Annotated in this window: 17 protein-coding genes; 3 read left to right on the forward strand and 14 right to left on the reverse strand. The window is 38.0% G+C overall.

Going from position 1 to position 16,114, the window contains the following annotated elements; all coding sequences use genetic code 11:
• The first annotated feature begins 38 nt into the window (after positions 1–38).
• Positions 39–1,466, forward strand: coding sequence for a hypothetical protein (locus H6F39_RS04980; RefSeq protein WP_137907369.1), 1,428 nt, complete (start codon positions 39–41; stop codon positions 1,464–1,466).
• 217 nt (positions 1,467–1,683) lie between these two features.
• Here H6F39_RS04980 and H6F39_RS04985 read toward each other — a convergent pair whose 3' ends face one another.
• The 14 genes from H6F39_RS04985 to H6F39_RS05050 all read right to left on the reverse strand — a co-directional run bounded on the left by H6F39_RS04985 (position 1,684) and on the right by H6F39_RS05050 (position 14,692).
• Positions 1,684–2,340: a heterocyst differentiation related protein gene (locus tag H6F39_RS04985; RefSeq protein ID WP_137907335.1), complete on the reverse strand. Its 657-nt coding sequence runs from the start codon at positions 2,338–2,340 to the stop codon at positions 1,684–1,686.
• A gap of 224 nt (positions 2,341–2,564) precedes the next feature.
• Complete coding sequence (gene trpA / locus H6F39_RS04990) at positions 2,565–3,368, reverse strand: tryptophan synthase subunit alpha (protein WP_137907336.1); 804 nt, start codon at positions 3,366–3,368, stop codon at positions 2,565–2,567.
• 95 nt (positions 3,369–3,463) lie between these two features.
• Positions 3,464–3,775 carry a DUF3007 family protein gene (locus H6F39_RS04995; protein WP_137907337.1) on the reverse strand — a complete coding sequence of 104 codons (312 nt, stop codon included), beginning with the start codon at positions 3,773–3,775 and terminating at the stop codon, positions 3,464–3,466.
• 27 nt (positions 3,776–3,802) lie between these two features.
• Positions 3,803–4,012: an NAD(P)H-quinone oxidoreductase subunit L gene (ndhL, locus tag H6F39_RS05000; RefSeq protein ID WP_137907338.1), complete on the reverse strand. Its 210-nt coding sequence runs from the start codon at positions 4,010–4,012 to the stop codon at positions 3,803–3,805.
• A 794-nt stretch (positions 4,013–4,806) separates the two neighbouring features.
• A complete protein-coding gene (gene tilS / locus H6F39_RS05005; RefSeq protein WP_190396321.1) occupies positions 4,807–5,799 on the reverse strand; it encodes a tRNA lysidine(34) synthetase TilS in 993 nt (330 codons plus the stop codon).
• A gap of 72 nt (positions 5,800–5,871) precedes the next feature.
• Positions 5,872–6,927: a serine/threonine-protein kinase gene (locus H6F39_RS05010; RefSeq protein WP_137907340.1), complete on the reverse strand. Its 1,056-nt coding sequence runs from the start codon at positions 6,925–6,927 to the stop codon at positions 5,872–5,874.
• A 1-nt stretch (position 6,928) separates the two neighbouring features.
• On the reverse strand, positions 6,929–8,401 hold the full coding sequence (locus tag H6F39_RS05015) for an ABC transporter substrate-binding protein (RefSeq protein WP_190396322.1): 1,473 nt from the start codon (positions 8,399–8,401) through the stop codon (positions 6,929–6,931).
• Positions 8,402–8,414: 13 nt separating this feature from the next.
• Positions 8,415–9,731, reverse strand: a complete 1,317-nt coding sequence (locus H6F39_RS05020) for an NB-ARC domain-containing protein (RefSeq protein WP_137907342.1) — start codon at positions 9,729–9,731, stop codon at positions 8,415–8,417.
• A gap of 386 nt (positions 9,732–10,117) precedes the next feature.
• On the reverse strand, positions 10,118–10,756 hold the full coding sequence (gene dhaL, locus H6F39_RS05025) for a dihydroxyacetone kinase subunit DhaL (RefSeq protein WP_137907344.1): 639 nt from the start codon (positions 10,754–10,756) through the stop codon (positions 10,118–10,120).
• 1 nt (position 10,757) lies between these two features.
• Positions 10,758–11,828, reverse strand: coding sequence for a dihydroxyacetone kinase subunit DhaK (gene dhaK / locus H6F39_RS05030; RefSeq protein ID WP_137907345.1), 1,071 nt, complete (start codon positions 11,826–11,828; stop codon positions 10,758–10,760).
• 71 nt (positions 11,829–11,899) lie between these two features.
• Positions 11,900–12,946 (reverse strand): UDP-3-O-(3-hydroxymyristoyl)glucosamine N-acyltransferase, encoded by a 1,047-nt coding sequence (gene lpxD / locus H6F39_RS05035; RefSeq protein WP_190372505.1) that lies wholly within the window; start codon positions 12,944–12,946, stop codon positions 11,900–11,902.
• Positions 12,947–13,009: 63 nt separating this feature from the next.
• Positions 13,010–14,251: an NAD(P)/FAD-dependent oxidoreductase gene (locus tag H6F39_RS05040; RefSeq protein WP_137907370.1), complete on the reverse strand. Its 1,242-nt coding sequence runs from the start codon at positions 14,249–14,251 to the stop codon at positions 13,010–13,012.
• A gap of 72 nt (positions 14,252–14,323) precedes the next feature.
• Positions 14,324–14,488, reverse strand: a complete 165-nt coding sequence (rd, locus tag H6F39_RS05045; RefSeq protein WP_137907347.1) for a rubredoxin — start codon at positions 14,486–14,488, stop codon at positions 14,324–14,326.
• Between the two features lie 9 nt (positions 14,489–14,497).
• Positions 14,498–14,692: a hypothetical protein gene (locus H6F39_RS05050; RefSeq protein WP_028090074.1), complete on the reverse strand. Its 195-nt coding sequence runs from the start codon at positions 14,690–14,692 to the stop codon at positions 14,498–14,500.
• A 201-nt stretch (positions 14,693–14,893) separates the two neighbouring features.
• Between H6F39_RS05050 and H6F39_RS05055 the strand changes: the two genes are divergently transcribed.
• Positions 14,894–15,460, forward strand: coding sequence for an SRPBCC family protein (locus H6F39_RS05055; protein ID WP_190372504.1), 567 nt, complete (start codon positions 14,894–14,896; stop codon positions 15,458–15,460).
• Between the two features lie 5 nt (positions 15,461–15,465).
• Positions 15,466–16,041, forward strand: coding sequence for a DUF924 family protein (locus tag H6F39_RS05060; RefSeq protein ID WP_190396323.1), 576 nt, complete (start codon positions 15,466–15,468; stop codon positions 16,039–16,041).
• Positions 16,042–16,114 lie beyond the last annotated feature (73 nt).

The raw sequence follows: 16,114 nt of genomic DNA on the forward strand, positions 1-16,114 counted from the left end.
CAGAATTTACTATATATAAAAACTATATATAAAAAATGATGAACAAATTAAGAATTTACCAGCCAAGAAACCTCTGGTTTGAAAGATTAATGGCCATTACCGCCAGTTTGAACTTAATATTAGTTTTATTGGATTTAAGTTACGTACCCTGGCGAGATTTTTACTTCCGCAGACTTCCTGGAATTACTCGATTTTATGACCCCATTAAAGGTATTGAATCTCATCGTGATACCAAACAATATTTACAAGCAGTAGAGGAATTAGAAGCACAGATAACTCAAACAGGGTTAAACTCATTGCCAGTCAAAACTAAGTTAGAAAACCTCCGTTTTCTTAGTCAAGAGATGATTGAAACTAATCCTTTTGCTGGAGCAGGAAAAAGTGGAACTCTGGAAAAAATTAAAAACCGAATGCGGGAACATATCGGAGAAAAATCTGCAAAAGCTGCATTTAATACTTTTTGGAGTCAGGAATATTTATCTAAACATGATTGGAATCAAGAAATAGATTTTTTCCGCGAGAGAATTAGCCCGGGAATTGCGATCAACTATTATCGTAAAATTGATGAAAATGGGGAATTTCTGAATAATTTTTGGAAAATTGATTTACCTTTTGTGGTTCTATTTACTATAGAATTATGCGGACGGACTTTTTTTATAAAACGTAGATATAGTCATTTAAGTTGGTTAGAAGCAATTCTCTGGCGTTGGTATGATTTATTATTAATAATACCAATTTGGCGCTGGTTACGAGTTATTCCAGTGACAGTGCGACTTGATCAAACAAAGCTGGTTGATTTTCACTTAGTCAGAAGACAAATTCATCAAGGTATTCTGGCTAATTTTGCGGAAGAAATTACAGAAATTGTCGTAGTTCAAGTAATTAATCAAGTTCAAGGTTCAATTCAACGAGGTGAGATTACACGCTGGATATTAGAATCAGAAAATGTGCGTTCTTACATAGATATCAATAATATCAATGAAGTAGAAGCAATGACAGGATTATTAATTAAAACACTGGTTAATCAAGTATTACCAAAAATCCAACCGGAAGTAAATGCTATTTTAGTCTATAGTATTCAAATTGCTTGTCAGCAATTACCTGGCTATAATAACATTCTCATGTTACCAGGATTAGGTAAAGCTCAAACACAAATTAGTGAACAAATAGCTACCCAAATTACTAATAATATCTATGGTGCTTTATCTAATACTATTAAAGATCCTATGGCGGCACAACTTTCTACTCAGCTAATAGAAAAATTTACAACTTCATTCACTTCAGAAATTCAGCAAAAGCAAGTTTTAGTAGAAATTCAAAGTTTGCTAAATGACTTTTTAGAAGAAGTTAAAATTAACTACATTCAACGTTTATCCCAAGAAGATATAGACAAAATACTCGAACAAACCAGAAAAGTGCGAGCAGAATCATCTAGTCGTTATGACAAGGGTACAGGTGACAGGTGACAGGTGACAGTTGACAGGTGACAGGGTACAGGGTAAAGGGTACAGGTTTTGGGCAACTTTACTTTTCGTTACTTATGTCGGTTTTTTTCCGTTCACCTACTTAACTAAAAAATTAGGAATACAGCAGTTGCCAATATTGGTACAGACATTAATGATATTGTAGAGACTTTCCTGGGAACGCCTCTACATTCTTATAATTTCTGCTGTTTGCCCTCTATTACTGCATTTCGTCGTATTCTGCGGTTTCTACCCTTCTTGCTTCCATACGCGAAGAAGGCAAAAACTCAGCGCGACGAACAGGTGCTAAAGGCGGTGTAGATCCATTGTAAGGATGAATTACTTGGACAGTACGCACAGGACGCTGTTTTGGCGCAAATAAGGACAATACCCCAGCCACCACAATACCCCCACCAATGGTTAATGTTGCACCGCCCACAGCCCAAAGCATGGGGGAATTTCGCCAATCATTTTGCTCCGGTTGTGGTAGCGCGGCTATTTTTTGTTGTTGACTAGCTAATTGGGCTTGCCATTGTTGTTGAGTAGCACTTTGCAGTTGTTGTTGGAGTTGTTGGTTTTGTAACTTTAGTTGTTCATAGTCACTTTTAAACTTCTCAATCTGCATCTTCTGCTTTTCCATTTCTAGACGCTGATCAGAAGTGGGGGCAGTTGGCGGTTGATTAGGATATACTGGTTGTCCGTAATTAGGCGGATACTGCACAGAAGGCTGCATTACCTGGGGTGCCATTACCGTTCCTGGCATTTGTGGACTGACAGCAAAATTTGATGATATGGGGGTATTTGTCCCTTTAAGCAAGACTAGAGCCGCTAACCCAGCTACAGCAACTCCGCCAATAAATGCCATACTTTCACTCATTGCTGTTATCCTCCGAATGCTACTAAACAGTAACTCTTATGTAACCGATGTACTCTCACACCCATAATTTTTACCTACTTCGTATTATATGTAAAACTCAAGTTTTAAAACAGTGTATCAGTTAGTTTTTGGTCTATTCTAATATATGCTGTTATTATTTAACGCTATTACAGTCAAATTGTCCAGTAGAAAATCACAAAAAAATACACTGTTTTTATTTTTGTTTAAATGGGATTGTTGAGGGCTGTCTTGAGACTTTGGCAAAACTGACCAATGGCCTCTAGTCCCTGTTCTGGTGTTCCTTCTGCTAGTCGCTTGACCACAGCACTACCCACAATTGCTGCATCTGCGCCCCATTCCTTTACTTGCCGCGCTTGTTCAGGTTCGGAAATACCAAAACCCACACCAATGGGTTTATCTGTAACATGACGAATTTCTTGGAGTAAATCAAAAACCCGTCCTTGCATCTGGGTTCGCATACCGGTGACACCAGTAACACTTACCAAATAGATGAAGCCCCCGGAAGCACGAGCGATCGCTTTTATCCGCTCATGATCACTGGTAGGAGCTACCAATAGGATTAAATCTATCCCCCTCTGGGCGGCAGGTTTTATTAGCCCTGCTGACTCTTCTAGAGGCAAATCAGGAACTACTAACCCCGCTACTCCCGCCTCCTGAACTTGCTGGAGAAATTTATCAATACCTCGATGTAAAATCGGATTGTAATAGGTAAATAAGATAATCGGCGATCGCAAGCTTGGGCTAATATATTTAAGCATTTCTAATACCCGCTCTAGGGTTGTTCCCCGTTGCAAGGCACGAGTAGCAGCGGCTTGAATCACTGGACCATCGGCCAAAGGATCAGAATAGGGTACACCTAACTCAATCATATCAGCACCAGAACGATCTAGAACCTGCAAAGCTTTAGCTGTAGTTTCTAAATCTGGATCACCAGCGGTAATAAAGGGAATCAAAGCGCACTCCTGATTCCGTCTCAAACTTTCAAAGCAACGAGAAATAGCAGTCATTTCACCTAGTCAGTAGTCAGTAGTCAGTGGTCAGTGGTCAGTGGTTATTTATAAAGAAACATAAAGAAACAACTGACAACTGAACAATGATAACCTTAAACCTGAGATTCTTTTTCTTGTTCAATTTTCGCCTGTAGTTTGGCTAATTCTTCAGGAGAAAGTTCATCAAGACGCTTTTGCAAAAAAGCTGTTTCATAAGCCTCTCGTTGTTGATGGTAGGTCATTTTATTCCCCATCGCTCGGAAAATATAGGTGCATAACCAGCCAATTAGACCCGCTATCAAGAATACCTGGCTCCAGATCCCAGCATTTTGACTATCTAAACCTACTAGCTGCAAACCCACATAAGCCAAACCACCGGCTACGAAAACGCCGAAACCAATACCAATCGCGTCAATACGTCGCATGAGTTTTATGACCTACCAAATCTTTATTTAAGCAATTTTGCGCGGACGGGGGTTCAAATTTACAAATGGTGAGAGAACGAGTAAACCCGGAAAGAAGAAAAACACCAAAAAGTACATAAACACCCGTTCCACAGAACCAGCCGTATACCATCTTAAACTCAAGTAGAAAAAGACAGCAATTGGTATCACTAGCAGATAAGCGCCAGCCAAACTCAGATACAGTAGTGCTACAACCATATTCCTTACCGCAATTTGAGAAAACTATATTTGGTGTATTCACTTCATAATACGCTGAATGCCGGGATTAAGGGAATCAGTAATTAGCAATTTAGTGTATTAATTTTTACTTATTGATGCGGGAAAATTTAATTTGCTCAAAATTTTAAATTTATGATATAATGGGATGTAGCCATTAAACTGGAAACTTGAGCAAGTAAAAGCCTAACTTTCTGTTTTGTTTGGGGCCAAGTCCCAAATATTCAAGTTAGAAAAATAAAAACTAAATTTTTTAGAAATTTTTTTCAAAATCTACTTGCCAAAAAAAAGTAATTAGTGGTATAACAGACAAGCAGGCGAAAAACTGCACAAAAAACTAAAAACCCTTCGGGAGTGTGGCGGAATGGTAGACGCTACGGACTTAAGGAATTGAGCCTTGAGAGGGAAACCTTTCAAGTGGAAGCTCTCAAACTCAGGGAAACCTAAATCTCGTAACCTAAATTTGGTTTATAGATATGGCAATCCTGAGCCAAGCCCGGAAAATCTAAAATTTGAGATGAAAAGTTCTCAAGTTAAAGACTATGGGAAGGTGCAGAGACTCGACGGGAGCTACCCTAACGTCAAGACGAGGGTAAAGAGAGAGTCCAATTCTCAAAACTTAGAATTGCTTGAGCAACTGAGTAGTAGTGAAAACTGCAAGAGAATGAAAATCCGTTGACCTTAAACGGTCGTGGGGGTTCAAGTCCCCCCACTCCCATCTAAAAACTAATTACAGGCACAATAATACGGAAATACAGGAATATATTATTTATTATTTATATTTTCCTAGTTTCGTCAATAATGCAAATCCAGTTTCCTTGTACGATGGCTGTCACACCACCGGGAAAAGGGTCTGTTTGGGAACGATTGGGGGCTGTGATTAAAGCTACTAACTTCTCAATGTGTTCAAAGTTGGGGGACTCAGTTAATATATTTTGAAGTACCTGACGCATTACCCGACGTTGCAGCGCTAAAGGTAATGTTTTTAAAATCTGACGATTTAGCTGTAAATCCTGTTTCTCACCCTTTACTGAGGCTTCTAGCCGCCAATGATGGGCTGTCTGTTCTAGATATTCTACCTCAGCTTGAAGCAGTTCCGCTGTTTGGGCTAAATTTGTCTCTACTTGGGGGTGGAAATTTACCTTTAAGTATGGTATCAATTCTTGGCGAATGCGGTTGCGCGGATATTGTAAATTTTGATTGGTGCTATCTTCCCAAATGGGTAAATTAAAATCTTGACAAAACTGCTCGGTTTGGGAGCGGGTAATTTCTAACAATGGACGGACTAAGATAATATGATCAGTTAGTGGCCGTTGCCAAGTTAAAGCTTGTAAACCATCGGCACCAGTACCACGAATTAAATTATATAATAGGGTTTCTGCGCGATCGCTGGCGGTATGTCCGGTGATTATATATTGATAATGATGAGTTTGGGCAATTTTAGTTAAAGCTTGATATCGCCAATTTCTGGCTGTAGCTTCACTATTAACAGGTTCATGGGCTGTTTCTAGATAAAAGGGTATATGCCAACTTTGTGCTAAATTTTCCACATGATCAGCATTGTCCTGGGAATCTTCGCGCCAACAATGATCACAATGGGCTATAGCTAAATTCCATGCCCATTTAGGTTGTATATCTAATAATAATTTAATTAAACATAAAGAATCTTGTCCACCAGAAACTGCGACTAATAGCCGTTGGTCGCGCTCAAATAGATGACGGCGGTGGATGGTACGCTGTATTTTAGCGTGAAGGGGAGTCCATGTCATGAGAGTTTTCAATATTTGATCATACTTTAATCGGACTTACGGATTTTGAGAGATATTTTGGGCAAATTATCTTTAAAAAAGATATTTAATCAAAGGTGTAACCAAAAAACCACCAATCCCACAGATAATCACGAGGAATAAAACTTTCCACCCTACAGTTAATGTAACTCCCATAGCTAGTAAAGTCAAAAAAACGAAATTGAGAGTAAAGCTTAAAAACACAATTGGTGGGGGAAATGGCTTTTTATCTTCAAGTTTTTTGATTAACCACAAAATTTCTTGGGTATTTTTAGGTCTTTCTTTGGGGTTATACTCCATTAAATTATCAATGAGATTTTTGAATTGTTCGGAAAATCCTATGGCTTGATCTCGCCATAATAACTCTTCATTCTCAAATAGTAAATTTGGTTTTAAATTTTGATCGCCGGGAAAAATTGCTGTTAGCAAGTGAACAAAAGTACGACCCAAAGAAAAAAAATCGGATTTATAGTTTAATTCCCATGTTCCTTGTCGTTGTTCTGGTGAAGAATAGCCTAGTGTTCCAATTATTGTATTGGCTATAGTTTGTCTTTGAGTTTTTTGGATAGATTCTTTAACAATGCCAAAGTCAATCAAGACTAATTGACCATTAGGTTTTAACATGATGTTATCTGGTTTAATATCTCGATGCACATAATTCTGACTATGAACATGATCTAAGATATCAGTCAATTGTTTTAACCAATCAATAGCTTGTGCTTCATTGGCAATTTTTTGATTTAATCTCAGCCATTTGCCCAAATCCTGCCCCTCGATTTTCTCCATGACTAAACCATGTAAAATTTCTTGAGTGTGAGGACATGAAAATTTAAGATATCCATCAATTTCTACCTTGGGTATTCCGGGATGATTTAAATTACTTAATACCCTATATTCCTGTTCAAATAGTTTCAGGATTTTGGGATTACTGGAGTAATCCAAATTTAAAATCTTGATGACTTTATGATCACCATTCACGCAATCATCTGCTTCAAATGTCTTAGCAAAACCTCCGTCTCCTAGTTCTTGAATAATATAATAACGACCGCTGATAAAATCTCCTGGCTCAATCATAGTTTTTCTCTCTTGTTTATTTTCATAGTTTATCATTTTATAGACAATCTATAGCTTTATTATAGTTAATCGGCACAAAAGTAGCCCCAAAGGTTGAACATTCGGTAGAGACAACACGGATGATTTGGGAAATGTTTTCTTTCCTATCTCCATTGTCATCAAAAGAAATAGTTCCTGAAGCTCCTCCCGTCACTTTTAAGGTGGTTAATTGCTCCCGTATATCCAATCGTTGTTTTTGCAAAGGATCTTTTATAGACACCTTTTCTAGAGCCTTTGTTAAAACCAAGGTAGCATCATAGGACATTGCGGTTTTATCATTTATAGAACTTGTTCCCCAAACTTCTTTAGCTGTGCGAAGCATCTCCTGATTAGGACTGGTTAAACGATGCCAATGAGTGATGAGCAAAAGCTTTTTAACAATATTTTTTCGATTGAGTATTTGAGTATCATAGAGAACCGATTGACCTGCCATTGGTAGTTGATCTTGATTAACATCAATTAAGCTTAAAGTGTTTTTAATACTGTTAGAATTTACCCGACCATCAGGAATGAGAATAAGTGCCTTAGCTCCTTGTTTCTTAACGTCATTTAAGGTATTATTAGCAATAAAAGTAGAGATAGATATATCTCTTTCAATGATCTTATTTGCACCCAATTGATTACGAAATTCTTCAAAGGCAGATTTACTATAAGTGCTAGTTGGTGTGTAAAAAATAGCTACTTTTTCTCCAGTATTTAATTGGGATAATTGCAATTTCTCAATTAACATGGGAGTCTGAACCTTAACACTAGAAACAGTCCGAAAGAAGAAATTTTTGGGATATTTCTTACCGTCTAAAATAGTTTCGCGTAAAGCTGTAGCAGATGCAGAAATAACAACAACTTCCTGGTGTTGATAAACAGGTAAAGCTTCTTTAGTGAGTTCGGATGTATAATGTCCCATAACTGCCACTATGTCATCTTTAGATAGCAGACGTTGAGCTAAGTCATTAACTGTTTTAGGATCATTTGCATCATTAACAATAACGATTTTTAGACCGGGATAATTAGTATTTTGGTTAAAATCTTCTTGAACTTGTGCAACACCTCTTAAAATAGATTCTGCGAAATCTCGAGCATCCTGATTAATAGGAATAACGACAGCAATGGTGTAACTTTTTCTGCCTTTCTGCATCAATTTGGCATTATTCAGGTAGATCAAAGTTTCCGGGTTATTTTGATCTTTTTTTCTCTCATTAGTAAAAAAATCAACAGCTTGTTGAAATTTACCTTCTAAAAAAAATGGGAATTTTTCTTGAGTGAAAAGACTTTCTTCTCCACAGGAGAAATTATCATTTAATTCAAAATTTTTGCACCAAGTGGGAGTAATATCTAATATCTCTACTATCTGTTGAATAAATCTTGGGTTAATAATCCAATATCCCCAAGCAACAAAACCGATCAGCAAAATTAATGATAATCCTTTGATCAAGATTGAGCCTTTACGAATTTTTATGCGGAAATTTCTCATTGAACTTAGCCTTTTAGTGATAACGTCTTTTTATATATTTTTTAATTAAAGGATTTAGAATCCAAAGGGCTTCAGATTCTTGTATTTCTCCCTTTTCGATTAAACGAATTTGCCATAACTTATTGACAGCTTGAGTAATTTCTGCTTGAGGGATAGAGGGAAAATATTTAAATATTTGATGCGTTAATTTTGGTTCTGGTTCAGCAGCTAATTTTTTGATAATATTTCTTTCTAAATTTAACAAATAAGAAAATTGTTTATCTAATATACCAAGCATGACATCGTGCATAAAAATTGTTCCTTCTAGGAATTTAGGAATTTGACCATTATGGATATTTTTAATCATTTCAGCGGCCAAATTCAAAGCTAACGGATGTCCTTGGCAGCATTTAATCAGTGCTTGAATTCCGGGTTCAAAAAGTCCCAAGTTTGTCAATAGAGCTTTGGCTTCTTGATTTTTTAATCCAGATAATGACAACTCATTAATATTTTTTCTGTTCAGAAGTAAATCCATGATACTAGGTTTGTGTATACTCATAAAAATCAAGCAGCTTTTATGTTTTGATTCCCCAACTTTTGACAAAAATTTTTCATAATTAGAGTAATTTTCTTGTTGTTGTGCCGATGCTTCACCATTTCCTGTTACTGCTTCCCATTTATCAAAAATTAGCAAACAACGATGCTGATTTAAGTGATTAATTAGATGACTAATTCTATTATTTATATTTGTTTCTGGATTGTGGGCTGGGAAATAACGTTCTATCTCAGTCAAAATCTCTTCCAACCCGGGGGAATACTCAAGACTCTTCCAAATGACATAATCAAAATGCCTGTAAATATTTTCAACTAACTCTCTTACCAGTGCGGTTTTACCAATCTTGCTCATCCCCAAAACCCCCACCACACGACTGTTTTCTGTGACTATCAATCTTTGTAAATCACTCAGTTCTTGAGAACGTCCATAGAAATCACCGAAATCTGGTGCTTCATGTAAATTTAGATGTGATCTATGTAATATCTTTGAAAGATGGTTATTTTTTCCTGCTATAACTTCTTGATTATTTTGTTCTAAAAGTTGTGTTAAAACTAACTTGCAATTCTTTTTGTTAATATCTGTGTCTGTGACTTCCCGCAAGCGTTTGAATAATTTGGGGGCTTTTATATTCGCTATAGTGCTTAATTCGTAATTCGGAATATCATCACTCATCTTGCTGTAAGATTTTCCTGCCAAAGAATATTTTAAAATTGCTTCTTCACAAGGATCTAAATTTAGATCTATTCCTTTTAAGCGCTGCACCCAATCTTTTAATAGTATGACCAGTTCATCCATAGTCCAGTTCTCCCTCCACAGAATATTCTGGATTGTATCTTAATTTGCATTAACTTTATTAACTTTATTAACTTTATCACTGAAGTAACTTAGTGATGACAATCAAATGGCCGTCATAGATACTTTTTTATGTAAGGACAAAAAAAGAGGTTACTATGGTTTGCCAACAGTTAATGACTAATCTTGATGATCGCGGAATCTTGGCTTCCCAGGTTGCGAAAGTCAACAGAGAAGATGATACCTTCAGAACTATACAAGTGCAATCACGATTATTATACAGAATTTCGTCATCCCTTACTAATTACGCAGGGGATGATGATGATCCTATTGTCCCACCTAGTTAAATTAGACCTTCGCTATGAGACTGGGAATTAATTCCCAGTCTATTAATCCTCAGAACCTTCTACCACTTCCAATAAACTCCGCAACATCCAGTAAGCGGAAGTACCACCGGGATCTTGATGTCCGATACTGCGATCGCCTAAATAACTCGCTCTACCCTTTTTTGCTAACATCGGTATAGTCTGTTTTAATCCCTGTTCTGCCGCTGTGACAGATGCCTCTAAAGCGACAACAGTATTTGAGTTATCTCTGATTGCCTGTTCAAAAGCTGTAACAGCAGGAGATAATACATCCACCATTGTTTTATCTCCCAACTGTGCCTTACCACGCTCAATTACACCATCTAAACCAGATTTTAGTAATTCCAGCAGATCCGCTGCTGTTAATTCTTTTTTCCCATTTGTGACTTTACTGGCTCTTAAAAACCAAGTTCCATACAATGGACCACTGGCACCACCAATACTAGAAATTAAGGTCATACCCACAGTTTTCAAAATACTGCTAATATCTTGATCGGCAAAACTGGGTAAAATATTGGTAATTTTTTTAAACCCACGATCCATATTAATACCGTGATCAGCATCACCTATGGCTGCATCTAATTCTGTCAACTGCTCCTTATGATGCTCAATTACATGAGCAAACACTTGTAACCAGGCGATGATTTGCACCTGAGTAACCATTTTAAACCCCCCAGCGTAAACTTGGCGTTTTGACTGGTCTATCCCAAAGACGGATCATCTCATCATCCAATTTTAGCAGTGTGATGGAGCAACCTTGCATATCTAATGATGTCATGTAGGGTCCAATTAGATTTCGCACGATTTGCAGTCCTTCCAATTCACAGATTTCTGCGAGTTGACGATAGACGAGATAGAGTTCCGCAATGGAAGTCCCACCCATACTATTAACATAAGCCAAGAGGCGATCGCCTTTTTGCAATGGTTTATTTAATAGTTCCAAATCTACCCAGCCAATTTTATCATCCCACTCCCGGACTATCCGACTATAATTTGTATCTCTAATAAGAGAATTTACTAAAATCTCCGTAATTTCATCACCTGATTTCCGGGGAACTCGTTCTCTTCCTGGTTCTCCATGAATACCAATTCCTAATTCTATTTCATCGTCACCTAAAATAAAAGTAGGTGTTCCTCTTTCAGGAACTGTACAGGAACTCAAAGCTATACCCATACTTCTACCATTGACATTCACTTTTCTACACAAATCTGCCAATTGATGTAAATTATATCCTTCTGCTGCTGCTGCTCCACAAATTTTTTCTGCTAATACTGTTGTGCCTACACCCCGTCGGCCTTGAGTATAAAGACTATCTTTAACAGCTATATCATCATCAATTAAAATATTGGCAGTGCGGATACCTTGACTATGAGCTAATTCTATAGCCATTTCAAAGTTCATCACATCACCGCTATAATTTTTAACAATATAAAGAATACCAGCGCCACCATCTACCTGTGTTGAGGCTGCTAACATTTGGTCAGGGGTGGGTGAGGTAAAAATCTCTCCAGGACAAGCAGCATCTAGCATTCCTTGACCAACAAAGCCGCTGTGCATGGGTTCGTGACCACTACCACCTCCAGAGATAATAGCTACCTTTCCCTGTATGGGAGCGTCGGCTCTATAAACAAATGTCGGCTCATAGTTGATTTTAATTAAATCCCTATGTGCTAACATCATGCCCTGGAGACTTTCCCGGACGAAGTTTTCTGGCCGATTAATCAGCTTTTTCATAGTTTGAGTCTACTGAAAAAATTCTTAAAATAACTATACCTCACGGCGGAATTTAAAATTCTCGAAAATTCTTACCCATTACCTAATTTTCGTTGTAATCGTTGACAAAATTGATATATTTCCGGTAATCGGCTATAAATTGCCGATGCTTTCAGGTATATTTTGTGGGATACCGCTGGAGTACCAGAAACAATTTCCCCCGGTGCTACGTCTTTGTGGACACCACTTTGAGCCGAAGCTATGGCTCTGTCTCCAATTTTTACCTGATTGGCAATTCCCACTTGTCCAGCTAAAATTACCCCATTTCCAACTTTTACACCTCCAGCCATACCTGCTTGACCTGCTATGGCGCAACCAGCCCCGATTTTACTACCATGTCCTATCTGGACTAAATTATCAATTTTGGTATTTTTACCAATTCTCGTTTCTCCCACTGCGGGACGGTCTATGGCTGTATTACAACCTACTTCGACTCCATCCTCTAAAACAGTATAACCAGATTGTTCCATTTTTAACCAACCTGTGGGGGTAGGAACAAAACCAAAGCCTTCTGCACCAATGACAGCGCCGCTATGAATGACGCAATCTGCACCAATTAAACTTCGTTCATGAATGGTACAATTAGCGTGTAGGATGGTATGATTGCCTATTTTCACTTCTGGATAAATAACGACATTGGGGTGAATTATGGCCAAATTGCCAATTTCCACACCTTGAGAAATGACGACATGAGGACCAATATAAACATTATTCCCGATGTGGGCTGTAGGGTGAATAACTGCGGTAGGATGAATTTCTGCACTAGGATGGTATGGTTGATAGAATAGAGCGATCGCTTTGGCAAATAGTAAGCGTGGTTCTGTAGTTGTTAACCATGCAATACCCCTGGCCGTTGCTTGGATTTGCAATTTTTCATCTTCTGGTAAAATCAAAGCACTTGCACCGGTAGAATCAATCAAAGACGCGAATTTTGTCCCTTCTACATAACTCAAAGTACCAGATTTAGCTTCATCTATGGCAGCAACTCCAGTAATTTCTAAATCCTGATCTGGTTGTATAGTCAGGCTTTCGGCTTTAACAGCTTGGCCAAGTTGGCTGATGATTTTACTTAATTTCATAATTATTTACTAAAAATTTCTACAGATTTTTGTCTCACGCAAAAGCCCAAAGCCAGAAATAGGTTAATTGTCTTGTGTTGTTTTGATCATGGACTGACCAGCTAAATATGCGGTTGTCCAAGCACTTTGGAAGTTAAAGCCACCAGTGATGCCATCAATATCTAATATTTCCCCCGCAAAATGCAAGCCCGGTACTAATTTACTTTCCATTGTTTTAAAGTTAACTTCTTTGAGGTTGATACCTCCACAAGTGACAAATTCTTCTTTAAATACACCTTTACCTTTAATTGCGTATTCTCCCTGAGATATTTCCTGGACTAGCTGATTTAAAGTTTTATTAGATATGGCTGCCCAACGATCTTCTGTGGTAATATTGACACGGTTAATCAGATATTGCCAAAGACGATGAGGTAATTCTACACCACGATGTAAGGCGATCGCTTTTTTTCCCCATGTCGATTTTACATTTAAAAGTTTTTCTCTCACTTCCTCCTGTGATAATTCCGGCAACCAATTGATTAATAATTGACATTGATAGCGGTGGTCATGGAGAATCCTCGCACTCCAAGCGGACAGTTTCAACACTGCTGGACCACTTACACCCCAATGGGTAATTAATAAGGGTCCTGTTTGTTGTAATTGGGTTTTACCTGGAAGGGATAACCGTAAATTTACAGAATTAACGCTAATTCCTGCTAATTCCCGTAATTGACTATCTGCAATATTCAGGGTAAAAAGAGAGGGTACAGGAGGTTCAATTTCATGACCTAATTCCCTAGCGATTTTATACCCAGCTAAACTACTACCTGTAGCCAAAAGTAAGCGATCGCATTTTTTACTTTCTCCCGATTTGAGGAGAATTTCAAAACTGTCATTTTTGCGAGTGACAACAGTTACAGGTGTACCAATGCAGATTTCTATTTTAGCCGCAAAAGCAGCTTTAATCAAACATTCCGCAATAGTTTCCGCTCGATCTGTAATGGGGAACATTCGGCCATCGGCTTCAGTTTTTAAGTTTACCCCATGAGCCGCAAACCAGGCAATAGTATCTAAAGGTTGAAAGCGGGTAAATGCACCTAATAAGGCTTTACCACCTCTAGGGTAATTCTGGACTAAACGCTGTGGTTCAAAACAAGCATGAGTAACATTACAACGACCTCCACCGGAAATTAGCACTTTCGCCAAGGGTTGACGACTGGCTTCAATTAAAGTAACATGAGCTTGGGGATTAGCTTCAGCACAAGCGATCGCACCGAAAAATCCCGCAGCCCCACCACCAATAACGACAATTTGCAAGGGTAACAAAATCAAAAATCACAAGTTTCCGTAATATCCAGATCCCCAACTTCTGCAAGAGGATGAGGATCTGTCTCCATATTACTCTTCATATAACTCAAAGTCATCTTTTTGGGCGGCACAAACCGGACAAACCCAATCATCTGGAATATCTTTAAAAGCTGTTCCTGGTGCTATACCGCTATCTTCATCACCTATTTCTGGGTCATAGATATAACCGCATAAGCTGCATATATATTTTTGCATCTTCTTTGCCTATAAACGCCACCATCTTTTTGAACAATAACTTAAAATTGCCAATGCGATCGCCCCAAAAAACAGTAAAGTAATTAAACCACCAGGAAAATTAGTAATAATACCAAAACCTCTGAGTAGAAATAGGGCTACACTTATACCCAAGAGAATACCAAAACCCTGGATTAATTTGCCACTTAAGGAAGATTGACTCACGGTGTTTTCCTCTTAACTCCAATTTACGCGCTGATGCAGAAATTATGATCTGATCATTTAAAATCAACTTTAGACTAATTGTCTGCGAAAAATCCATGAATTTGACTGTAATTAAAATCAAGCGACGTAAATTCAATTAAGCCCAAATAAAAAATCGGTGAAAAAGTCGCCAAAATTACTATATCTGCGAGAATATCATATATGTCAAACTCCAATCTTAAAAGTATAGCTGATGCCAACTTACCATTATCAGATATACTCTGGAATCAAGATCAGCAGAGATTATTGATTCAGGGTGAAGTATTACTACAAACGAAATCCCATACTAACTGGGGTGGTGCTGTTACCGCTTGTATGTATATTCCCTTAACTAGATCTCATGTTTGGCAACAAATTACAGATTACCCCCGTTGGGTACAATATTTTCCTGACATTACTAAAAGCGAAGTTATCTCTAAAGGAGATATTAAACGTCTGTATCAATCTGCACAAAAAGCTTTTTTATTTTTCACGGCTCAAGTAGAAATTTATCTGCGTGTGGTGGAAGTAGTAGGACAACAGGTTCAGTTTCGCATGGAAAGAGGCACATTTACAGATTTTCATGCTAATTTAGAACTTAAAGACATGGGTAATGGTACTCTATTAGCTTACACTGTACAAGCCACCCCCAATATTCCCATTCCGTCAATTTTTATTCAACAAGCCATGAATTTGGAATTGCCAGCAAATCTCTGTAAAATGCGACAAGTGCTTTGTAATCATAAATAATAGCAATGTCCCAGGCAACTACCATTTTGGATTTTTGGTTTGGTCATGCAAATGACCCCAACTATGGGAAAATTCAACCATTCTGGTTTGATAAACAACCAGATTTCGATAGTAAAGTCCGCAACCTGTTTCTAGAAGCTTACCAAAAAGCGGTAGCAGGATATTTGCATGATTGGATGAACACACCCCAAACCTGTCTGGCTTTAATTCTATTGCTGGATCAATTTCCCCGGAATATGTTTCGTGATACTCTTCAAGCCTTTGCAACGGATTGGGAAGCACTGTCATTAGCAAAACAGGCTATAGACAAGGGCTATGATAGACAACTATTGGCTGTACAACGCTGGTTTATTTATCTACCCTTTGAACACAGTGAAAACCCAGATGATCAACGGAAGTGTATTAAGCTGTTTCAACAACTTAGTCATGATCCTGATAGTGATGAAGCGATCGCTTCAGCTTTTCGACATCAAGAAATAATTGCCCGATTTGGTCGTTTTCCCCATCGTAACGCCATTTTAGGACGTATTTCCACCCCAGAGGAGGAGGAATTTTTAGAAGAACCAGGTTCTTCATTTTAAGTTGCTTAGTAGTCAGTAGTCAGTAGTCAGTAGTCAGTGGTCAGTGGTCAGTAGCAAGAAAAATACTTCTCCC

It is taken from the genome of Dolichospermum sp. FACHB-1250, assembly GCF_014696335.1.
GTDB lineage: Bacteria > Cyanobacteriota > Cyanobacteriia > Cyanobacteriales > Nostocaceae > Dolichospermum > Dolichospermum planctonicum.